This window comes from Actinoplanes sp. ATCC 53533 (genome assembly GCF_003947245.1).
The window spans coordinates 92,451-111,981 of the sequence record NZ_QHHV01000031.1 but is presented as its reverse complement, the minus strand read 5'-3'; the positions used below and the strand labels follow the sequence as shown (position 1 = coordinate 111,981).

20 protein-coding genes are annotated in these 19,531 nt (G+C 72.8%); 5 read left to right on the top strand and 15 right to left on the bottom strand.

Annotated elements, in window-relative coordinates:
- Positions 1 to 12: 12 nt before the first annotated feature.
- Positions 13 to 1,008 (bottom strand): stage II sporulation protein M, encoded by a 996-nt coding sequence (locus DMB66_RS12630; protein ID WP_125804245.1) that lies wholly within the window; start codon positions 1,006 to 1,008, stop codon positions 13 to 15.
- 40 nt (positions 1,009 to 1,048) lie between these two features.
- Here DMB66_RS12630 and DMB66_RS12625 point away from each other — a divergent pair, with 40 nt between their 5' ends.
- Positions 1,049 to 1,999 (top strand): RDD family protein, encoded by a 951-nt coding sequence (locus DMB66_RS12625; protein ID WP_125804244.1) that lies wholly within the window; start codon positions 1,049 to 1,051, stop codon positions 1,997 to 1,999.
- Here the strand turns inward: DMB66_RS12625 and DMB66_RS65215 are convergent.
- Both DMB66_RS65215 and argS read right to left on the bottom strand, forming a co-directional pair.
- The gene (locus DMB66_RS65215) at positions 1,996 to 2,118 is read right to left on the bottom strand and encodes a hypothetical protein (RefSeq protein WP_255440589.1); all 123 of its coding nucleotides are present in this window, start codon (positions 2,116 to 2,118) and stop codon (positions 1,996 to 1,998) included. The two genes, DMB66_RS12625 and DMB66_RS65215, sit on opposite strands and share 4 nt — an antisense overlap.
- Positions 2,119 to 2,282: 164 nt before the next feature.
- On the bottom strand, positions 2,283 to 3,941 hold the full coding sequence (gene argS, locus DMB66_RS12620; RefSeq protein ID WP_125804243.1) for an arginine--tRNA ligase: 1,659 nt from the start codon (positions 3,939 to 3,941) through the stop codon (positions 2,283 to 2,285).
- A gap of 195 nt (positions 3,942 to 4,136) precedes the next feature.
- On the opposite strand from argS, the gene DMB66_RS12615 reads away from it, so the two are divergent.
- Positions 4,137 to 4,559: a protein-tyrosine phosphatase family protein gene (locus DMB66_RS12615; protein WP_125804242.1), complete on the top strand. Its 423-nt coding sequence runs from the start codon at positions 4,137 to 4,139 to the stop codon at positions 4,557 to 4,559.
- On the opposite strand, the gene DMB66_RS12610 is transcribed toward DMB66_RS12615, so the two are convergent.
- From DMB66_RS12610 to DMB66_RS12565, 10 genes are all read right to left on the bottom strand, one after another.
- Positions 4,554 to 6,611 (bottom strand): methyl-accepting chemotaxis protein, encoded by a 2,058-nt coding sequence (locus tag DMB66_RS12610; protein WP_125804241.1) that lies wholly within the window; start codon positions 6,609 to 6,611, stop codon positions 4,554 to 4,556. The two genes, DMB66_RS12615 and DMB66_RS12610, sit on opposite strands and share 6 nt — an antisense overlap.
- Before the next feature lie 130 nt (positions 6,612 to 6,741).
- Positions 6,742 to 7,554, bottom strand: coding sequence for a class I SAM-dependent methyltransferase (locus DMB66_RS12605; RefSeq protein WP_125804240.1), 813 nt, complete (start codon positions 7,552 to 7,554; stop codon positions 6,742 to 6,744).
- A gap of 54 nt (positions 7,555 to 7,608) precedes the next feature.
- Positions 7,609 to 10,182 carry an AAA family ATPase gene (locus tag DMB66_RS12600; RefSeq protein WP_125804239.1) on the bottom strand — a complete coding sequence of 858 codons (2,574 nt, stop codon included), beginning with the start codon at positions 10,180 to 10,182 and terminating at the stop codon, positions 7,609 to 7,611.
- Positions 10,183 to 10,292: 110 nt separating this feature from the next.
- Positions 10,293 to 10,607: a transcriptional regulator gene (locus tag DMB66_RS12595; protein WP_125804238.1), complete on the bottom strand. Its 315-nt coding sequence runs from the start codon at positions 10,605 to 10,607 to the stop codon at positions 10,293 to 10,295.
- A gap of 119 nt (positions 10,608 to 10,726) precedes the next feature.
- On the bottom strand, positions 10,727 to 11,548 hold the full coding sequence (locus DMB66_RS12590; RefSeq protein WP_125804237.1) for a TrmH family RNA methyltransferase: 822 nt from the start codon (positions 11,546 to 11,548) through the stop codon (positions 10,727 to 10,729).
- Between the two features lie 27 nt (positions 11,549 to 11,575).
- Positions 11,576 to 13,120 carry an aldehyde dehydrogenase family protein gene (locus DMB66_RS12585; RefSeq protein ID WP_125804288.1) on the bottom strand — a complete coding sequence of 515 codons (1,545 nt, stop codon included), beginning with the start codon at positions 13,118 to 13,120 and terminating at the stop codon, positions 11,576 to 11,578.
- A gap of 103 nt (positions 13,121 to 13,223) precedes the next feature.
- The gene (locus tag DMB66_RS12580) at positions 13,224 to 13,604 is read right to left on the bottom strand and encodes a VOC family protein (protein ID WP_125804236.1); all 381 of its coding nucleotides are present in this window, start codon (positions 13,602 to 13,604) and stop codon (positions 13,224 to 13,226) included.
- Between the two features lie 104 nt (positions 13,605 to 13,708).
- Positions 13,709 to 14,128, bottom strand: a complete 420-nt coding sequence (locus DMB66_RS12575) for an HPF/RaiA family ribosome-associated protein (protein ID WP_125804235.1) — start codon at positions 14,126 to 14,128, stop codon at positions 13,709 to 13,711.
- A 158-nt stretch (positions 14,129 to 14,286) separates the two neighbouring features.
- Entirely contained in the window at positions 14,287 to 14,832 is a 546-nt protein-coding gene (locus DMB66_RS12570) for a hypothetical protein (RefSeq protein ID WP_125804234.1), read from the bottom strand.
- A gap of 48 nt (positions 14,833 to 14,880) precedes the next feature.
- Positions 14,881 to 15,285, bottom strand: a complete 405-nt coding sequence (locus DMB66_RS12565; protein WP_125804233.1) for a helix-turn-helix transcriptional regulator — start codon at positions 15,283 to 15,285, stop codon at positions 14,881 to 14,883.
- A gap of 149 nt (positions 15,286 to 15,434) precedes the next feature.
- On the opposite strand from DMB66_RS12565, the gene DMB66_RS12560 reads away from it, so the two are divergent.
- Entirely contained in the window at positions 15,435 to 15,800 is a 366-nt protein-coding gene (locus tag DMB66_RS12560) for a hypothetical protein (RefSeq protein ID WP_125804232.1), read from the top strand.
- A 21-nt stretch (positions 15,801 to 15,821) separates the two neighbouring features.
- Here the strand turns inward: DMB66_RS12560 and DMB66_RS12555 are convergent, their stop codons facing one another.
- Positions 15,822 to 16,511 (bottom strand): DUF4386 domain-containing protein, encoded by a 690-nt coding sequence (locus DMB66_RS12555; protein WP_125804231.1) that lies wholly within the window; start codon positions 16,509 to 16,511, stop codon positions 15,822 to 15,824.
- A 35-nt stretch (positions 16,512 to 16,546) separates the two neighbouring features.
- Between DMB66_RS12555 and DMB66_RS12550 the strand changes: the two genes are divergently transcribed.
- Positions 16,547 to 17,227 carry a TetR/AcrR family transcriptional regulator gene (locus DMB66_RS12550; RefSeq protein ID WP_125804230.1) on the top strand — a complete coding sequence of 227 codons (681 nt, stop codon included), beginning with the start codon at positions 16,547 to 16,549 and terminating at the stop codon, positions 17,225 to 17,227.
- A gap of 81 nt (positions 17,228 to 17,308) precedes the next feature.
- On the opposite strand, the gene DMB66_RS12545 is transcribed toward DMB66_RS12550, so the two are convergent.
- Positions 17,309 to 17,920, bottom strand: a complete 612-nt coding sequence (locus DMB66_RS12545; RefSeq protein WP_125804229.1) for a hypothetical protein — start codon at positions 17,918 to 17,920, stop codon at positions 17,309 to 17,311.
- Between the two features lie 233 nt (positions 17,921 to 18,153).
- On the opposite strand from DMB66_RS12545, the gene DMB66_RS12540 reads away from it, so the two are divergent.
- Positions 18,154 to 19,449 (top strand): hypothetical protein, encoded by a 1,296-nt coding sequence (locus DMB66_RS12540; protein WP_125804228.1) that lies wholly within the window; start codon positions 18,154 to 18,156, stop codon positions 19,447 to 19,449.
- Positions 19,450 to 19,531: the final 82 nt, after the last annotated feature.

The following is a 19,531-nucleotide window of genomic DNA, read 5'->3' as shown; positions in this document are numbered from 1 at the left end:
GCAACCCGTCCGCTATGCGGTGGGCACCGGGGTGACCGAGTGTTCCGGGGCCAGGTCGCCGGTCTCGCCGCGGCGGTGGGCCGCGCCGCCCACCCCCAGTGCGTACGCCATGAAGGCCAGCCAGACCACCGCCCCGATCCCGACCCGCAGCACGGTCGGCAGGCCGGACGGCGTCACGTACGCCTCCAGCAGCCCGGCGACGCCCAGCGTCGCGGCCAGGCCCAGCGCGACCAGCATGCCGCCGCGGGCCCGGGCGGCCAGCGCTTGGCCGCGGGTGCGGTGCGGGCCGGGCGCGATCCAGGCCCAGCCGATCCGCAGGCCGACGCCCGCGCCGACGAAGATGCAGGTGAGTTCCAGCAGGCCGTGCGGCAGGATCAGGCCGAAGAACGTGTCCGCGTGATCGGTGTAGATCATCACGCCGCCGGCCATGCCTAGGGCGAGGAGGTTCTGGCCGAGGATGTAGAGGACCGGCAGGATCAGCACGCCGGAGGCCAGGCACTGGGCCGCGATCAGGGCGTTGTGGGTCCACACGTTCGCCGCGAAATTCTGGGCCTGATACTCGCTGTAGTAGTTCTCGAAGTCTTCCTCGGCGTACTGCCGCATCGCGCGGCCGTCGGCGAATAGGCCGATGATGTCCGGGTTCGCGCTGAAATACCACATCAGCGCCCCGAGCAGGAGCACGCTGACGACCATCACGGTCAGCCACCAGTGCCGGGTGCGATAGAGCTGCGCCGGGAACGACGAGGTGAAGAACCGCAGCACCGGCCGCCATGAGACGCTGCGCCCGCCGGTGATCGCGGCGCGGCCGGCGATGACGAGCTGGGACAGCGAGGCCAGCAGGATCGGGTCCGGCGAGTGACTGCGGACCACCGACAGGTGGGTGGCCGCGCGCTGGTAGAGCAGGACCAGCTCGTCGGCCTCGTCCGGGGACAGCCGCCGGCGGCGGGCCAGCACTTCGAGGCGGTTCCACTCCCCGCGGCGCTCGGCTACGTACGCGTCCAGGTCCACCGGCGCACTGTAGCCAACGCCGATCGGGTTAACTAGCCGTATGACTGTGGCGGTGGCGACGACCGGCGGCAGTGACGAGCCGATCGTCAACGGTGAGGCCGTCGAGGTGGAGGTGCGCCCGGCCCGGGTCGGCTCGCGCGGCCTCGCGCTGATCATCGACATCGCCGTGCAGGCCCTCTTCGTGCTGCTGCTGATGATCTTCATCGGGATCGGCACGTCGATACTGCCGGCCGGGGTCGCCGACGAGGCGTTCGTGCAGGCGGCCTTCACCGTCGCGATCATCGTGGTCTTCATCGTCTATCCCACGGTCGCCGAGACGCTCACCAACGGGCGCAGCCCCGGCAAGCGCGCGATGGGCCTGCGGGTGGTGCGGGTGGACGGCGGCCCGATCCGGCTGCGGCACGCGCTGACCCGCACCCTGGTCGGCACCGCCGTGGAGTGGCCCGGCCTGCTCTTCCCGCCGCTGACCTGGGCGGTCGCGCTGACCACGATGATCTTCTCGGCCCAGGGCCGGCGCCTCGGCGACCAGGCGGCGGGCACCTTCGTCATCCACGAACGCTCCCCGGCGGCGTGGGGCTGGGTGCCGTCGATGCCGCCGCAGCTCGCCGCCTGGGCGGCCGAGCTGGACCTGAGCGGCCTCGACGACCAGCTCGCCCTGGCCGCCCGGCATTACCTGGCCCGGGCCCGCGAGATCCGGCAGCCGCAGAACGGGCGCTTCGCGCACTCCCTCGCCCAGGAGGTCGCGCAGGCGATCGCCCGGCAGCCGCCGCCGGGCACCCCGGACTGGATGTTCCTGAGCGCGGTGCTCGCCGAACGCCGCCGCCGGGCCGGCCAGCGGGTGCACACCACCCGCGCGCTGACCCAGCGGATCTGGCCCGGTTTCGGCCAGCGCCCCTGGGCGCAGCCGGCCGGCACCGACCCGACGTGGGACCCGGCGGGCGCCAACCGGCCGCTGCTCGGCGTCGTCAAGGAGGAGGGCCGCCCGCTTTAGGCAGGGGTGGCTGGGCAGAACTGCGCGTCGAGGATGTCGGTGAAGGCGCCGAGGCCGCTCCAGTCGCCGTTGATCTGGCTGGCGACCAGGTGGCTGCCGTCGCGGGTGTCACCGACCACCGTGGAGCGTGCGCCTATTCCGGCGCGAACTCGGCGAACAGATCGCGACGCCATGCCGCGAACCGGCTCCGGACGTCGTCGAGCGCTCGAGTGGTGATGCCGTACTGGCCGTGACCGCCCAGCGTACTTCCGCATCCGCGGCAGAACGGGCAACCAAAGGATGGCTAGAGCGGCTGCGGTGTGTCGATGCCGAGCAGCTCCAGCCCCTGCCGCAGGGTCCGGCCGGTGAGGTCGCACAGGCCGAGCCGGCTCTCCCGGACGCCGGCCGGCGCCCGCAGCACCGGGCAGTACTGGAAGAACACGCTGAAGGCCTGCCCGAGCCCGTGCAGGTAGCCGGCCAGCCGGTGCGGTTCCAGCGACTCGTCCAGCCCGGTCAGCACCCCGGCGAAGCCGAGCAGTTCCAGCGCCAGGGCGCGTTCGGCGGGCGCGGTGATCCGGACCGGCCCCGGCGCCGTCGCCGACTTTTCGAGGATGGCCTGGGTCCGGGCGTACGCGTACTGCAGGTACGGCCCGGTGTTGCCGGTCAGCGCGAGCATCCGGTCCCAGTCGAACACGTAGTCCGAGGTCCGGTCGCCGGCCAGGTCGGCGTACTTGACCGCGCCGATCCCCACGGCCCGCGCCACCTCGGCGGACGGGGCCAGTGCCGCGGCCCGGGCGACCGCCTCGTCCAGCACCGCCGCCAGCTTCACCGAACCGCCGGACCGAGTGCGGAACATCCTGCCGTCGGTGCCCAGGATCGAGCCGAAGGCGACGTGCTCCGCCCGTACGCCGTCCGGCAGCCAGCCCGCGGCGGCGGCCACCGCGTAGACCATCGCGAAGTGGGTCCGCTGCGGCGCGCCGACGACGTACAGCAGCCGGGTCGCGCCCAGCTCCCCGGTCCGGTAGCGCAGCGCGGCGAGGTCCGTGGCCGCGTACCCGAAACCGCCGTCGCTCTTGCGCACGATCAGCGGCAGCGGATCGCCACCCCGGCCGGTGAAGCCGGGCGGGAACGCGCACAGCGCGCCCTCGCTCTCCCGCAGCAGGCCCTTGTCGATCAGCTCAGCCACGACGGCGGCCAGCTTGTCGTTGTAGAAGCTCTCGCCGAGGAAGTCGCCGGGGCCGAGCGTCACGCCGAGCCGGTCGTAGGTGGCCAGCAGGTGCCGCTGCGACGCCGCGACGAAGTGCCGCCACTGCCGCAGGGTCTGTTCGTCGCCGCTCTGCAGCGCCACCACCCGCAGCCGGGACCGGCTCCGGAACTCCTCGTCGTCGTCGAACCGGGCCCGGGCCGCCTGGTAGAACGCGGTCAGGTCGGTGATCGACGCGGCGTCCGCCGGCCCCAGGTGCTCGATGAGCATGCCGAACGCCGTGCCCCAGTCGCCGAGGTGGTTGGCCCGCACGACGTCGTGGCCCAGCCAGGCCAGCAGCCGGGCCGCGGCGTCGCCGATCACGGTCGAGCGCAAGTGCCCGACTGTCAGCTCCTTGGCGATGTTCGGCGACGAATAGTCGATCACGACCCGTTCGGGGTGCGGCGTGCGCGGCACCCCGAGCCGGGGGTCGGCGGTCAGCTCGTTCGCGCCGGCGGCGAGCACCTCGTCGGTCAGCCGCAGGTTGAGGAAGCCGGGTCCGGAGACCTCGGCGGTGGCGATCCCGGCCAGGTCGGCAACGGCGAGCACACTGGCCGCGATGTCACGCGGGGACCGGCCGAGCGGGCCGGCGAGCGGCAGGGCCGCGCCGGACTGGAAGTCGGCTTGCCGCGAGCGCCGCACCGCAGGATCGACGGTCTCTTGCGCGACCTGGGCGAAGGCGGGCGCGAGCCGGGCGGACAGAAGAGCTTCGAGATTCACGGGGCAACCCATCGATCGGTACGCGGAGACGGGTCGATCGATGCCCGGTGGCACAGCGCCGGCGGGGTCGACCCGCCGGCTGGAGGCACGTGCTAACGCAACCGGAGGGAACTCATCCGGCGTCGCTCGCAGTTGTCGCTGTGCACGGCGGCGATAATACCGGTCGATCCGCGCGCCGGGAGGAGAATATTCCACATGACCTGGGATCCGTCCGCGCCCGGCGTGCTCGCCCTGCCGTCCGGCCGGCTGGTGCGCGGCCGAGGGCTTCGCCGGCCGCAGCCACCCGGCCCTGCCCCGGAGCTCGGGGTGTATCTGCTCGGCGGCGAGCCGCCCCCGGTGGCGTGGGAGAGCCGGTGGCTGCGCTGGCCCGACTTCCGGCTGCCGGCCGACCGGGCGCAGGCCGCCGAGTTGCTCCGCGAGGCGTGGCGGCGCGCCGAGGGCGAGCGGGTCGAGATCGCCTGCGGCGGCGGTCGGGGCCGCACCGGCACCGCGCTGGCCTGCCTGGCGGTGCTCGACGGGGTGCCGCCGGAGGAGGCGGTCGGGTACGTCCGCGCGGGCTACCACCGGGGCGCGGTCGAGACGCCGTGGCAGCGCCGCTACGTGCGGATGTTCCTATGAGGCCGGCAGGGTGGCGCCCTCGAGCAGATCGGTGACGTAGCGGTCGATCCGGTCGGCCAGGCCACCGTCGGTGACCATGAACTGCAGGCCGGCCTCGCCCTCCTCGTCGTCGCTCCCGAGGCTGAGCACCCGGGCCGGGATCGCCTCGCCGAGCGTGCCGAGGTTCTCGATCCGCACCGCGTCGCCGATGCTCAGCCGGGTGCCCGGTGCCAGCTGCACCCGGATGCCGCCCTGGCTGACGTTGATCAGCTCGGTGCTCAGCCGCTCCTTGCCGCGCTGCAGCCACACAGTGCCGGACATCGTCACCCGGTCGTTCTCGCGGCGTTCGAGCTGCGCGGCGAGGCCCGACATCTCCTCGACCCGGCCGATCGTCCGGCCCATCTGGTCGGCCAGCCGGCCCACCACCGTGCCCTGATCGGCCGCGACCGCGCGCAGCGACGTCGCGGCCTCGCCCACGCTGGCGATGCCGCCGACCATCGCGGCGATGGTCTCCGCCATCTGCCCGGTGTCGCGTTCCAGCTCGGCGATCGTCAGGGCGATCTGCTCGGTCGAGACCGACGTGCTGTTCGCCAGCTCCTTGACCTCGTCGGCGACGACGGTGAAGCCCAGCCCCAGCTCGCCCGCCCGGGCGGCCTCGATGGTGGCGTTGAGCGCCAGCAGCCGGGTCTGCCCGGCGATGCCCTTGACCAGGGTGGCCGTCTCGGCGACCCGGCGCAGGCTCTGCTCCAGCGAGGCGATCACGTCCTCGGCGCGGCGGGCGTCGGCCACCACCGCCTCGGTCGCCGCGTCGGTGGCCGAGATCCCGCTGTTGATGGTGTCGGCCGCCTGCCGCACGTCGCCGACCTGGTCGGTGACCCGGCGCAGCTCCTCGGCGATGACGGTGGTCGACTCGTCGATGATGGTCTGGGCCCGGTCCCGCAGCCGGAACTCGGCCTGACGCTGGTGCTGGAAGCTGATCCGCAGTTGCTCCTCGCGGACGGCCTGGGCCCGGGTCAGCTCACCCTCCTGGGTCAGCATGCGGGTGCGGGCGGTGGTCAGCGCCTGGCCGATGTCGCCCAGCTCGTCGCGGCCGGCCGGCAGCAGGTGCGGGTCCAGGTCACCGTCGGCGATGGCCGTGACGCCCCGGACCGCCATGGCGACGTCGTGGCGGGTGCGCCACAGCACCCCGACGGCGAACCAGGCCGCCAGCAGGAAGCCGCCGATGGCGACGGCGAGGACGACGAGCCGTTCCCGGGCGAAACCGTCCACCCGGATCTCGAGCAGGTCATCGAGCACGTCGACGAGCGGGCCGACCGCACCGGCCAGGGCGGTGGCCAGCGGGGCGACGTCGTACGCCTGGGGCTGGTCGAGGTTCTCGGTGAGCTGCCCGGCGAGCGCCGTCGCGGCCTCGGCCGCCGCGGTGAGGGCGGTCAGCCGGCCGGCCAGCCCGTCCATCGCCGTGCTGTCGTCCGCGGTGCTCACGTCGTACTTCAGGTTGTCGGCCGCCGTGGTGAGCTCGCCGGCCCGCACCGCCTGGGTGGCGACGGCGGCGTTCCCGCTGGTCAGATCGGCGGCAGCGATCTTGGCGGCGGACAGCAGGACCTTCGGCAGCTGCACGATCTGGGCGTCCATGACATAGAACGAGTCCAGATCCGGGTCGAGGATCAGGTTCGAGTTGTTGCCCGCGTCGGTGATCAGCCCGGCCAGCGCGGTGGCCAGCGCGAGCCGTTGGGCCGGGGTGGTCCCGGGCTCCGGCACGGACCGCAGCGGCTCCTCGAGCCGCAGCTCGGGATGGGCCTGGACGGCGGACCGGACGGCCGCCAGGTCCGGCTGTTTCCCGGCCACCGTGTCCGCGAGCGCGAGGAGGGCCGGCCGGACCACCTCGAGGCCTTCGCGCTCGGCGGCGCTGAAGGCGATCCGGGCCCGGACCTCGCGGACGTAGCCGGCGGTCGCGAAGATGCCGGGAATCATCAGCACCAGGACCAGGGCGCCCAGGCGCATGCTGGTGCGCATCCGGTCAGCCACGGGCACGACCGGGCGCAGCAATGCCGGTACGGCGGCGTCCCTCGGCATCGCCGCTAGCACCGTTCCGGGTTCGCCGTGCCGGCCTCGGCACCCACCGTCGTCCGCATCCACCGATTGCACCACGCACAAGCCTCGCGCTCAGGCGAAACAGCGCAGCAGGCCCGGGCCGGGTGTGGTGCTACGCCCGGGTGGCCAGCACCTCGACGTACGCCGAGGGGATCTTCGCGGTGCCGTCCGTGGCCACGTTGTACCGCGAGACCAGCTCGACCAGGTCGGCGTGGAGCAGCTTGCCGTGGTCGGTGTCGAGCGCCTCGAAGGCCTTCAGCGTCGGCCCGTAGTGCGCCCGGAAGTAGTCGGCGAAATCGTCCAGGGCCGGGAACCGGAAGACGAACTCGCGCCGGTTGATCCGCAGGTCCCGGATCCGGTCGCCGAACAGCTCCCGCAGCCGCGGCTCGCTGCCCCACTCGGCGGGCGCGCGCACGCCGGGCGGCGGCGGGACCCGGCGGCCGATAGTGCGGAACAGCTCGCCGATGAAGCCGTCCGGCACCCAGTTGGCCAGGGCGATCGTGCCGCCCGGCCGGCACACCCGGGTCAGCTCGGCGGCGGACCGCTCCTGGTCGGGCGCGAACATGACACCGAAGACGGAGAGCACGGCGTCCCACTCGCCGTCGCCGCACGGCAGAGCCTCGGCATCCCCCTCGACGAAGTCGACCCGCAGGTGCTCGGCGGCCGCCCGGGCCCGGCCGCGGTCCAGCAGTTCCGGTACGTAGTCGACGCCGGTGACCGCGCACAGGCACCGCGCCGCCGCGATCGCCGCGTTGCCCGTACCGGTGGCCACGTCGAGGACCCGCGACCCGGCGGTCAGGTCCGCCGCCTGGACAAGATGCTCGGAGGTGGCATGGATGAGGGCCGCGACCGCGCCGTAGTCGCCGCTGGCCCAGGTCTTCTGCTGGCGTGCCTTGATGCCCTCAAGCGCAAGTGAACTCGTCATGCCACCGACGTTAGGAGCGCGGGCCGGCGGGCGCGTGGGGAATTCTCCCTATGTTCAGCGCGGCGTCAGCAGGCCCAGGCGGTGGGCGGCCGCGGCGGCCTGCCCTCGCGACGGTACGCCGAGCTTGCCGAGCACCGCCGACACGTGATGGTCGACCGTCTTGCCCGACAGGGTCAGCCGCGCGGCGATGTCGGCGTTGCTCAGCCCTTCCGCCAGCAGCGTCAGCACCTCCCGCTGCCGGGCGGTGAGCCCGGTCGGGTCGGCCACCGTCGACGGGCGCGGCCCGCGCGGCACCTTCGCACCCCGGTCCCGCAGCTCGGCGCGCAGCCGCCGGGCCGTGCCCACCGCGCCCAGGCCGTCCACGATGCGCAACGCTTCCCCGACTGCTTCCTCGTCGCCGCAGCTGAGCGCCTCGGCGCGGGCGTAGTCGCAGCCCCGGTCGGCCCACTCGGCCGCGGCGCCCCGCCAGTCTCCCTCGATCAGCAGCCGGTGCGGCTTGCCGATCCACTCGGGCAGCGCCGCCGGCTCGCCGGCCCGCCACTGCCAGTAGGCGAGCTGCCCGGCGAACCAGGGATGCCCGGCGCGCAGCGCCAGCGCGTACCCGCGGCGCGCCTCGGCGGCCGCGCGGACCGGATCACCCGCGATCCAGTAGTGCTCGGCCAGCCCGACCGCGACCTGCCCGACGAACTGCAGCTCGTTCGCCTCGTAGGCGGGCTCCGCGGCTTCGTGGAGGATCTCCGCCGCGCCCGCCTCGCCGCAGCGGGACCGCAACCGGCCGAGGGCCACCTGAGCGGTGCCGCGGCACGGACCCGGCCGGGCCGGGCCGGACAGGGCCGCCTCCGCGTCGGCCCGGGCCCCGGCCCAGTCACCGCGGGCCAGCAGCATCGCGGCGCGGTATCCCAGCAGGTGCTGGAGATAGCCGTCCAGGTCGCGGGCCTCGGCGAAGTCGAGCACCCGTTCCAGCACCTCCGCGGCGACCTCGAAGTCGCACCACTCGACCGCCTGGCACGCCTTGTTGGCCAGCGACCGGGTGGCATGGTCGGAGAAACCGGCCGCGGCGGCCATCGCGTGGACGCGTTCCAGCTCCACGCCGCCTCGCTCGAAGTCGTGCTCCATCCGCGTCGAGCCCACGTTGACCCGGGCGTGCAGCTCGGTGTCGAGGTCGCCGAAGTGCCGAGCCAGGTCGATGGCCCGTTCGCCCCACTCGATCGCGGTGCCCTCGCCGGCGAGCATGTGCAGCTGGGAGAGGTTGCTGTAGGCCATCGCGAGCTGCGGGCCGGGCGGGATCGATTCGAGCACCTCGACGGCCCGCTCACCGGCCACCCGGGCCTGCGCGGTGTGACCCCGCCACCAGTTGAGCCGGGAGAGCCAGCGCAGATTCTCGCCGACCCGGACCGTGTCGCCCGCCAGCTCGCGCAGGGACAGCGCCTGCCGCCGCGCCTGCAGCGCCTCCACGATCAGCCCGGCCAGGTAGCCGACGGTGGCGTACGCCTCCAGCAGGGCGGCCCGCTCGGCCGCGGACGCACCGGCGGCGTGCCGCAGCGCCAGCTCATAATGGGCGACGGCCTGCTTGTTGGCACCGACCCCGGCGGCGCGCACCGCGGCGACCGGGGCCCAGCGCAGCACCGCGGGGGCGTCCCCGGCATGGTGGGCGTGGTGCACGAGCCGGGCCGGATCCACCCCGGGCCGGCCGGCGAGCAGGGCGAGCACGTCGGCGTGCAGCGCCGCCCGACGCACCGGCGACAACGCCTCCTCCACCGCCCGCCGCAACAGCTCGTGCCGGAACGCGACCCCGTCGGCGGTGGCGCCGAGCACGCCACCGGCGAGGCACTCCTCGACCCCGGCGCCGCGCGAGGCGAGCAGCGCGGGCTCGGCCTGCGACGGCACGACGGACACGAAACCGGCGGCCTCCCGCGCCTCGGGCGACAGCGCGGCGAGGCGGGACAGCACGAGATCGCGGACGGTAGCGGGCACCCCGGAGTCGGCGGCGGCGAGCACCTCGGTGACCAGCAGCGGGTTACCGCCGGTCACCGCGTACACGGAAGAAGAGGACCGGCCCGCGCGGCGGGCGAGCTCACCGACCGCCGCAGCCGACAGCGACGGGAGCGGCAACCGCCGGACCAGGGCCCGCGGCAGTCCGGCCAGGACACTCCGGAGCTGGTGATCGGGGCCGACCTCGTCATCACGGTACGTGAGGACGAGCAGCACCCGGCACAGCGCGAGCCGCCGCCCCAGAAACGCGACGAGGTCAAGGGTCGCCTCGTCGGCCCAGTGCAGATCCTCCATGACCACCACCGGGCGGCGCCGCTGCCGTGGCCCGTCCAGCGCATCGAGCAGGGCGTCGAAGATCGCGCCTCGCTCCCCTGCGGCCATCCGCTCCCGCAACGCGCCGCCAACCTGCCGGGCGATGTCGTGCAACGGCCCGAGCGCACGCGGGGTGAGCAGCGGGTCGCAGGCACCCCAGAGCACCCACGCCCGGCTCCCGGCGGCGGCAGCGAAGGCGGTGGCCAGGCTGGACTTGCCAGCGCCGGCCTCACCGGAGACGACCGCGATCCGCCCGCCGCCGGCCGTGTCGGCCAGCAGCGCATCAAGATCGGCGAGGGCGTCGCCGCGCTCCAGGAGCTCCATCGCGGCTGAGCCTACTGACGCGCACCCCTGCGGCACTGCCGACAACCGGACAGTTTCCGCAGCTCAATCAATCGACCTCGGCCCATCCGGCGACCGGCTGCGGCAGAGAGTCAGGCGATCTGCCGCAGGTCGTTGCCGTAGTCGAAGATGATCCGCATCCGCGCACCGAGCGCCCGCGCATACCGGCTGAGCGTCGCCACCTCGTTCGCGTCGAGATCGCCGTTCTCGATCTGGCTGACCCGGCCGGGCGTCACGCCCATGAGATCGGCGACCTCGCGCTGAGTGAGACCCAACCGCTTGCGCTCCTCCGCCAGGTGGAAAGCAGAGATCCAGGCTTCCGTCCGCGCACGCTCGGCGACGAGGGCAGCATCGTCGCCGTCATGCAACTCGGCACGAACGTCATCCCAGTCGTGAAACTCCGTCATCACGCCTCCCTCCGCTTGCTCTCCATGGCCAGCCACGCCGCGGAGAACTTTAGCTCGGGCTAAACATTGACGTCCGGCCATCCGCTGCCGCGCGTGGGCAGCATGCTGAGACCGTACGGTCAGCCGAGTCTCCGCTGGCGCGCCGCCTCGTAGAGCGCGACGCTCGCCGCCGAGGCCGCGTTCAGTGAACTGGCCGCCCCGGTGATCGGAATCCGGACCATCTGGTCACAGGCTTCCCGCCAGGCGGCGCTCAGGCCGTGCGTCTCGTTGCCGACCGCCAGCACGGTCGGCCCGCTCAGGTCGTGCTCGGCGATCTCCACCGGGCCGCGTTCGTCGGTGCCGACGACCTGGACGGCCACCCCGTCCGCGCGCAGGTCACCGGCCCAGTCGAGCACCTCGCGGTGGCTCGCCGCCCGCACCACCGGCAGGGCGAAGAGCGAGCCGGTGCTGGCCCGGACCGCCTTGGGGTCGTACGGGTCGGCGGCGTGCCCGGTGACGATCACCCCGGATGCGCCGAAGGCGTCCGCCGAGCGCACCAGCGTGCCGATGTTGCCCGGCGTGGTCGGCCGGTCGAAGACCACCGCCAGCAGGCCGGCGCCGGCCCCGATGCGGGTCAGGTCGTCCGGGGGCATGCCCACCACGGCCAGCAACTCGGGCGTGTCCTCGTCCTTGCCGCCCAGCTCACGCATCAGCTCGGCGGCGACCACGGCCCGCGGCGCGCCGGCGTTGTCGATGACCTCGCGCCCCCACTTGGACAGGCCGGGCCCGTCCGAGGCCAGCAGCACCCGGATCTCCCAGCCGCGTTCCACCGCCAGGGAGATCGGGCGTACGCCCTGGACCAGGAACTCACCGGCGTGCTGCCGCTTGCTCCGGTTGGTCAGCAGGGCCTGCCACTGCTGGAAGGTCGCGTTGCGCGTGCTGATCCGCATCGTCCTGGCCACGGCGAACAGTCTGCTGCAGGCATCCGCTCACATGTCGGGCGGGTAGCTGCTGTAGTCCGGGAAGTTGCCGTACAGGCGCTCGCCGGGCTCGCCCACCGTGACCGCGTGCACCAGCAGGTCGCCGCCGACGAAGGCGCCCTTCCAGGAGGCGCCGCGGCCGCCGAAGCACTCGTCGCGATCGCCGCGGGAGCGCGGCCGGTTGATGCCGACCTTGAAGGCCTGTACGTCCTGGGCCAGCTTGGCCGCCAGTTCCTCGTCGTCCACGGCGAGGCTGGCGACCAGCGCGCCGTTGCTGGCGTTCATCGCCGACAGCAACTCGTCCTCGGTGTCCACCACGATGATCGTGTCGACCGGGCCGAACGGTTCGGCGTGCATGAGCCGCGACCGTCCCGGCGGTGCCAGCAGCGCGGTGGGCGCCACGTACGCGCTGGTGTCCTGGCCTTCCAGGAACCGGCCCGCCGTGCGCGCGCCGCGGTGCAGCGGCACCGCGCCGCCGCGGATCGCCTCGTCGACCTTGCGGCGCAGCTCATCGGCCTTGGCCGCGCTGATCAGCGGCCCGAAGTCGAGCTCGGGCAGCGGGTCACCGGCGGCCTCGACCGCGAGCGGGTGCCCGAACCGGATGCCCTTGACCACCGGCAGGTAGACGTCCAGGAACGCGTCGACCAGGTCCCGCTGCACCACGAAACGCGGGTACGCCGTGCAGCGCTGCTTGCCGTACTCGAAGCCCTTGCGCAGGTGCCCGGCGAGCCGGTCCCACTGGGAGAATTCCCAGATCCCCCAGGCGTTGAGGCCCTCCTGCTCGATGAAGTGCCGCTTGTCGGAGTCGAGCAGCGCGGCAGCGACCTTGCCGCCGTTGGAGCGGCCGCCGACGAACGCGACCGCGCCGATCTCCGGCGCCCGGACCAGCACCTCGGAGAGTTCCTCGCCGCTGCCGGAAAGCAGCGTCACCGGCAGCCCGGCCCGGGCCATCAGGGCGTGCGCCAGCGTCAGGCAGACGGCGCCGCCCTGCGACGGGGTCTTGGCGATGACCGCGTTGCCGGCCAGCAACTGCACCAGTTCCGCGTGCACGAGCACGCTCATCGGGTAGTTCCAGGAGGCGATGTTGCTGACCGGACCGGGCAGCGATTCGCGGCCGGCGACCTGCCGGTCGATCTGCTCGGCGTACCAGCGGACGCCGTCCAGTGCCCGGTCGACGTCGGCGCAGGCCAGCCGCCACGGCTTGCCGATCTCCCAGGCCAGGGTCAGGGCCAGCAGGTCACGGTGCAGGGTCAGGGCCTCGACGGCGGCCGCGACGCGGGCCTTGCGCTCGGCGAGCGGCGTCGCCGACCAGCGCGCATGGGCCGCCGTCGCGGCCCGCACGGCCTCGGCCGCCGTGCCGGCATCGACCTTGGCCAGGTGGGTGAGCAGGGTGCCGTCCACGGGGGTACGCAGCTCGGCCGGCGTGCCGACGTCATGCCACCGGCCGGCGTACAGGTTGCGCAGCCGATCGGCCGTGAGGGCCTCGGGCGCGGCGGCCGCGACCCGGGCGAGGACATCATTCCAGGCTGTTCCAGGGGCGAGGGTCAGGCTCATGCCCCACTGTGCGAAGCGCGCGGCCCTGATCACCATCCGGATGGGCCGTCGGGTGCGGGCCTTCTTACCGGGCACGAAATTTTCTTGGATTTTCTGCCGCCGGCTACCAGCTTCGGGTGGAAAGAACGAGCCGATATCCGTCCGGGTCGGCCACTGTCACGCCCCACCGGTCCCAGTAGTCCCCCTGGGTCACCCGGGTGCCGCCGTGCGCCGCCAGCCGCCGTACCAGATCGTCGTCGACCGGTCCGGCCAGATAGAGCACCAGCAGGTCCTGCTCGGTCGGCGCCGGCGACACCGACAGGTGCGGGCCGCCGACCAGCTCCAGATGCCAGGAGGCCCGGGGCCAGCCGAGCATGACGATGTCGTGCGCGCCCGAGCCCTCGTAGAGCACCTCGAGGCCGAGGCCGTCGACGTAGAAGCGGCGCACGGCGGCGAGGTCACGGCACGGGCGGGCGAGGCGGACGGAAACCAGCGGATCGATCATGGTGGTCACTCTGCGACCTCGACCCGGCTTCAGGTCAAGGGCGCATCCGCTCTCGGCGTACCACCCGCCGGGATGACCGGCGGGCAGCACGCCCCCGGGCTGGCTCAGGCCCCGGGGATCTCGTCGTTCTTCAGCAGGTCACCCTCGTCGATCGCGGTGCTGTCGGGCAGCGCGTGCTCCCGCAGGTGACGGTTGTGCCGCGGCTCCTGCTTGGTCTTCGCGTCGTTGAGCTTGCGGCGCAGGTCGTCGCGCACGTCGTTGAGCGCGGCGTGCAGGTCGTCCTCGGCGGAGGTGGTGACGACCTTCTGCCGGCCGGCGATCCAGCACTCCAGGGTGACCTTCTGGCCGCGGGCCTCGCGGTCCTTGACCGACACCTCGAGCGCGGTCGTGTCGGCGTGGAACGCGGCCAGCCGGGCGTCGAGCGTGCCGAACTGCTCGGCGATCCAGTTCCGGTCGCCCTGGGAGAAGCCGGTGCCGACGCGCAGGCACTCGTCGACGGTGGCGGGATTCGCGACAGCGCTCATCGCCGCACCTCCTGCCGTGGGGCGGACACGGACCGGGTGGTGCACAGACGTACGGTCACCATCTTCGCTGACCCTTCGGCTCGGGAATGTTCCTGATCTTCCTCTACCCCGGGAGAAGGGCCCCGGAAACGGACGGGGCGCTCGAATCACTCGGACGGTCAGCGCCGCGGCGGGGCCCGGCGGATGGAACGGACCTTCTCCGGTACGGGCTCCTCGCCGGTCGCCACGCGCATGCCGTTGAGGTAGCCGTCGGTTTCGCGCTGCTCGCCGTACTCCTCGGTCAGCTCCGCGATGCGTCCCTCGAGCAGCTGCAGCTCCCGCTCGCGGTCGGCGGCGAGCTGCGCCCGCAGCTCGGCGATGAGCTGGTCGAACTGCGGGCCGTCGGGGCCCGGCCCGGCCCGCAGCTGCTCGATCCGGCGCAGGATCTGGTCGCGTGAGAACGCCACCACGACCGCGAGCCAGGCCAGCACGAACAGCCCGGTGATCACCGGGAAGACGGCGAGCGCCGTGAGGTTGGGCGGAGGCGGCGGCATGACGCCGGGGCCGGGCGGCGGGTGCGCCGGCGGCAACCCGACGACCATCGTGACGATGAGCGCGCCGGTCGCGGCCACCGCGGCGACGAGGGAGCCGAGCAGCAGTTTGCTCAGCTGGAGGTGCAGTCCGCCCACGATGGATCCATGATCGGCGCGGGCACGCTCAGTCATGGTCCGAGATTACGGACATCCGCAGCCCGGCGCGACACCCCCGAGTGGTCAGGCTGACCTGCGGCGGCGCAGGACCCTGCGGTACGGATCGAGCATGCGATCGAGCACCACCTCGAGCGCCGCCCGGTCGGCCTCCGGGATCGGGGAATCCGGGGCGAGGATCCGGCCCAGCTCGTGCACGAGCGGATGGGTGACCGGCGGAGCCGGCTGCGCACCGCCGACCCGGTCGGGGTAGGCGGCCACCACGATCTCGTTGATGCCGCGGCCCAGCACGGGAGCGATCCGCTCGATGGACCTGATGGTGGGCCGCTGCTCGCCGCTGAGCCAGCGCAGGACGACGGAGGGGTCGGTGCCGGCGGCCCGGGCGAAGTGGGTGGGTGTCGGGAACCGCGCCGCCTGGATCGCTTCCTTGAGATAGCCGCCGAAGCCGGGCTCCGGCGAGGAAGGCTTCATCCGCAAAGGATAGGCACAATCCCGCCGATCCGCGCCGGCCGCCGCGAGCCACCCCGGCGAGCCGGACAATTGGTTGAAGAGGTGTGCGCTGCTACCGTCATTGGCTAGATAACCAACGGCTCGGGCGTGGAGCGGAAGGTCGTGGCGGCATGACGCAGACGATGGTCCTGATGGGCGTGCTGATGATCTGCGCCGTCTCGGGTGTGCTGCTGAAATGCCGGTCACGCTGGACGCCCGGCCCGGACGAGCCGACCGGCAGCTACACCGCGCCGACGCCGCCGGCGCCCAGCCCACCGCCGGCCACAGTGGCGCCGAGCCTGCCGCGGGCCACGGTCGCGATGCCCGGCAAGCCGTCCCAGCCGCTGCCCGCGCTCTCCGTCGCGCCGCCGAGCCCCACGCCGCCCCCGGCCCCGGTGTCCCCGGTCCGGCGCGGCCGCAACAATGGATTCGCCCGGTTTGCCCCGCGACCGGCCGGCGCCCGCACCGGATCGGCCCTGACCACCCCGAACGGGTGACAACCCGCTGACCGGCAGTGGTCACGACGCCGTGCCGGCCACCCGCCCGGCGCCACGGATGAGCAGGTATCCGATGATCCAGAACTCGCCCACGGACGCGGGCACGGCAAGAACATCGGCGAGCACCCCGGCCCCGGGAACGAGGTAGGCGACGAACGGGCTCAGCACATAGCCGACGCCGCCGCCGATGAGAACCCAGCCCAGCGGCCGGGGCATCCGTCCCGACCGGAGCACACACCAGCCCATCGGGATGAGCCAGAGCCCGAAGAACAGCCCGCCCGCCGTCCACAGGTGACCGCTGACCAGGTACAGAACCTGAACGCTCGCGGCGCCGTCGCCGACCGGGTGCAGCGCGACCTCGGCCGCGGTCGCGAGCAGGGCCGCGCTGCCCAGGATCGCGACCGCGTTGACGAGCCCGAAGGCGGCGATGCTGCCGGCGGCCACCGCGTCGACCTCCCGGAAGAGCCGGTAGAACCAGACCGCGGTGAGCGCCTGGGTCAGCACGATGAGCAGCTCGAAGGCGACCCCGGCGCGGGCGAGCCCCTCGCGCTCGACCAGCCGGGCCAGGGTCGCGGCGGCGTCGCCGGCGACGAAGAGCTGCGAACGGATGAGCAGGAAGCCGAACAGGCCGGTGACGGCGAGGCCGAGATAGAGCAGGCCGGTCGTCCGGGCCAGGTCCTGGCGGGGAATCTTACGTTGTAAGGTAACCATACGATGTAAGGTACAGGCCGAGGTCAAGGAGGACAATGGGAGCCAAGACGTCTCGCGAGCCGCTGAGCCGCGAGCGAACGCTGGCGGCAGCGGTAGCGCTGGCGGACACAGCCGGACTCAAGGCGCTGACGATGCGCCGCCTCGCCGCCGACCTCGGCGTCGAGGCGATGTCGCTCTACTACCACCTGCCCGGCAAGGAAGGCCTGCTCGACGGCCTCGTCGAAACCGTCATCAACGAGATCAACGCCGAGGTCGCGCTCGCCGAGACGAACAACGACTGGCGTACGGGCCTGCGGCGCCGATTCCTGGCCGCCCGCGAAATCATGCTGCGCCACCCGTGGGCCCCCGGGCTGCTCAGCTCCCGCAAGACCATCCCGTTCGGCGTGTACGCCTACTACGACGCGATAGTGGCCACCCTGATCAACGGCGGATTCTCGCACCGGATCGCGCACCGGGCGCTGCACGCGTTCGGCAGCCTGGCCCTGGGATTCGCGCAGGAGATCTTCAGCCCGGCCTCGGCGGGGGGCGACACCGACGTGGACGCCGCGGAGGAAGAGCTGTCCGCGATGGCCGAAGCCCTCCCCCACCTGACGGCGATGATGGCGGCCGAGACCCACGACGCAGCCGACCCCACGCTCGGCTGGTGCGACAGCCAGGTCGAGTTCGAATTCACGATCGACCTCCTCCTGGACGGGATCGCCCGCGCCCAAGACTGAGGCTCGGCGCGGACGGTGACGACGTCGGGATCCTGGGCGATGATGCTGTCGAGGCGGGCCAGTGGCCGTTCAGGATGAGAGTCAGAGGGCCTTCGCGCAGGCGACCTTCTGGCTGAGCGGCTGGCCGAACTGCGCACGACCGACCTTGATGGACACGTCGTTGCCCGGGGGACAGATCGCGGTCGCCACCATGGTCACCTTGTGCGTCGGCTTGAGTTTGCCCTTGCCGTCGCAGCGGGTCTCCTTGACGGCGGCGAGGTTTTCCGTGGTGTGCACGCAGTCCCCGGCCACGATGTCCGGGCCTCCTCCCCCGCCCGGATCCCCCGGGTGGGGTGGCTTGAGGTTGCGGGCGCACACGAAACTCCAGCTCACGTCTCTACCCACAGGCCGGAAGTCGGTGGCGCGCAGGGCGTAGTCCGTCCCGGCCGGGCAGTCCGGTTCGGCCATGGCGCCCGCGATGCCGCCGGGGAGGCTCTCGACCGCGGTCGCCTCGGCGATCGCCACCGGATCGTCGCAGGCGACCTCGCTCCAGCTACCGCCGGTGGCGGCCGACTCAGGCTGCGCCAGGCAGTCCGCGACGTTCAGCCCGTCGTCCGCGGGACTCGGCGTGCGCGTTTCCCGGGGAGTCCCGGAGCACGCCGCCACCGCGAACAGGATGGTGACCGAAACGACGGTCTTTGCCAAGCCGCGCACGCCACTCCTCTCCCACCGCCGGCCGCCGCCACTCCTCGGTCAATCCCGAACCGGCGTCACGCCGACCGTATCGAAGGCGGAGCAGGCGTGGTGGTGGTCGTTCGCACCCCATCCCGCGGACAATTCGAGGAAGCCCGGCCGCGCCCAGGCCTGAAAGCTGCCTCGGGCATGGGACCAGCCATCACTCCAACGGGGCATCGCGTCGTCGCGTACCCCTGGATTAATCTGCCGCGGTGCCCGTGTCTCGCAAGCGGAAGAAGAAGTCGCAGTCCGGTCGGCGGCCCTCGGGCCCGACCCCGAGCAAGGCCTCCCTGGCCGGCGCCTTCGATGACTTGTTCGAACGCCGCCGCAGGCTCAATGAGCACCGCACCGCGCTGGCCGGAGACGCGGCCGGGGCGATGATCGATGCCTTGACCGCCGCCGCTCCCGGGTGGTCCGACGACGACATCGAGGACGACCTGTGCGTCCGCTACGGCGCCGCGATGATCCAGTACGAGGGTGCCGCCGTGGCGGACAGGGTCAACCCGGAGGACATGGTCGGCGCGCTGCTGTCGGCGATCGACGAGAGGCTGCACGCGGCGGCCGGTGCCGACGTCGCGGTTCTTCAGCGGCTGCTGACGATTGTCGCCGGCGTGCTGCCGTTCCCGCTGAGCGAGTCCGCGCGCGACCTGGTCGCCGAGCACGTCGGGGCCCTGGAGGCGAAGCTCGTCGCAGGAGGGCGCGCCGTGACCGGCCCGGTGTTGTGGGCGCGCGATGCTTACGGCGTCCGTTGGGCGGTGGTCGCGCCGTTCGCGTCGGCCGGCGGCCCGGACCGGTGGTATCTGTGGGACGTGGACACCTGCGGCTACGAAGTGGCCACCGTGGACAGCGGCTTCCACCCGTCGGCCGAGTCCGCGCTGGCGGCCTGGCGCGAATCGGTGGGGCAGGCCGCAGCCGGCGTGGCAGCGCTGACACCGCTGGATGACAAGGCGACGCTGGGCGATCTCCTGCGGGGCCAGGTCGAAAGCGCCCGGATCGGCGGGGAGAGCCAGGAGCAGTACGCCGAGTTCCTGCGCGGTCGGCGGCTTGGCGGGACCGTCAAGGACGCCGTTCGCGGGCTGCCCGAGCCGGTTTCCGAACGGCTGACGGCTGACGAGGCCGGGGCTCGGTTCGCCCGGCGACTGCGGGAGCTCGGCTACCCCGACGGACCGGCCGGCGACGGCTCCGGCGGGAGCCCGGCCGGGGCCGACGAACTCGCCGTGGAGATGGCCGAGTCCTGGTCCCCGCAGCATCACCCCACGCTGTATCCGTTCTGCTCGCCGCACAAGGTGGCCCAGATCGTGCTGCACCTGCGGGGCTACTACCAGAACGATTTCGCCGTCGAGATCATCGCGGTGCTGCCGGAGTGGATCCGCTTCCTCGCCGAGCACAACGGCATGGCGGCAGAGCTGACCGAGCGTTGCCTCGCCTACGCCTCCGGTGACCTGCAGTTCCCCGGGATACTCGACGACCGGGGCCAACCGAACCCGATGGCGCGAGTGGTCGAATGAGCGTGGCTGACGAGCTCGCCGATCGGGTGCGCACGCTGCGGGCCAATGGATACCCGCCAAGCTGATCGCCTGGCGGCGACCG

Bases quoted from the DNA above. Each gene is read 5' to 3' on its own strand.
- DMB66_RS12570 (WP_125804234.1), bottom strand. From the start codon at position 14,832: ATGACTGAGCGTGCCCGCGCCGATCATGGATCCATCGTGGGCGGACTG.
- DMB66_RS12565 (WP_125804233.1), bottom strand. From the start codon at position 15,285: ATGAAGCCTTCCTCGCCGGAGCCCGGCTTCGGCGGCTATCTCAAGGAA.
- DMB66_RS12615 (WP_125804242.1), top strand. From the start codon at position 4,137: ATGACCTGGGATCCGTCCGCGCCCGGCGTGCTCGCCCTGCCGTCCGGC.
- DMB66_RS12560 (WP_125804232.1), top strand. From the start codon at position 15,435: ATGACGCAGACGATGGTCCTGATGGGCGTGCTGATGATCTGCGCCGTC.
- DMB66_RS12625 (WP_125804244.1), top strand. From the start codon at position 1,049: ATGACTGTGGCGGTGGCGACGACCGGCGGCAGTGACGAGCCGATCGTC.
- DMB66_RS12555 (WP_125804231.1), bottom strand. From the start codon at position 16,511: ATGGTTACCTTACAACGTAAGATTCCCCGCCAGGACCTGGCCCGGACG.
- DMB66_RS12610 (WP_125804241.1), bottom strand. From the start codon at position 6,611: ATGCCGAGGGACGCCGCCGTACCGGCATTGCTGCGCCCGGTCGTGCCC.
- DMB66_RS12580 (WP_125804236.1), bottom strand. From the start codon at position 13,604: ATGATCGATCCGCTGGTTTCCGTCCGCCTCGCCCGCCCGTGCCGTGAC.
- DMB66_RS12605 (WP_125804240.1), bottom strand. From the start codon at position 7,554: ATGACGAGTTCACTTGCGCTTGAGGGCATCAAGGCACGCCAGCAGAAG.
- DMB66_RS12575 (WP_125804235.1), bottom strand. From the start codon at position 14,128: ATGAGCGCTGTCGCGAATCCCGCCACCGTCGACGAGTGCCTGCGCGTC.
- DMB66_RS12585 (WP_125804288.1), bottom strand. From the start codon at position 13,120: ATGAGCCTGACCCTCGCCCCTGGAACAGCCTGGAATGATGTCCTCGCC.
- DMB66_RS12550 (WP_125804230.1), top strand. From the start codon at position 16,547: ATGGGAGCCAAGACGTCTCGCGAGCCGCTGAGCCGCGAGCGAACGCTG.
- DMB66_RS12595 (WP_125804238.1), bottom strand. From the start codon at position 10,607: ATGACGGAGTTTCACGACTGGGATGACGTTCGTGCCGAGTTGCATGAC.
- DMB66_RS12600 (WP_125804239.1), bottom strand. From the start codon at position 10,182: ATGGAGCTCCTGGAGCGCGGCGACGCCCTCGCCGATCTTGATGCGCTG.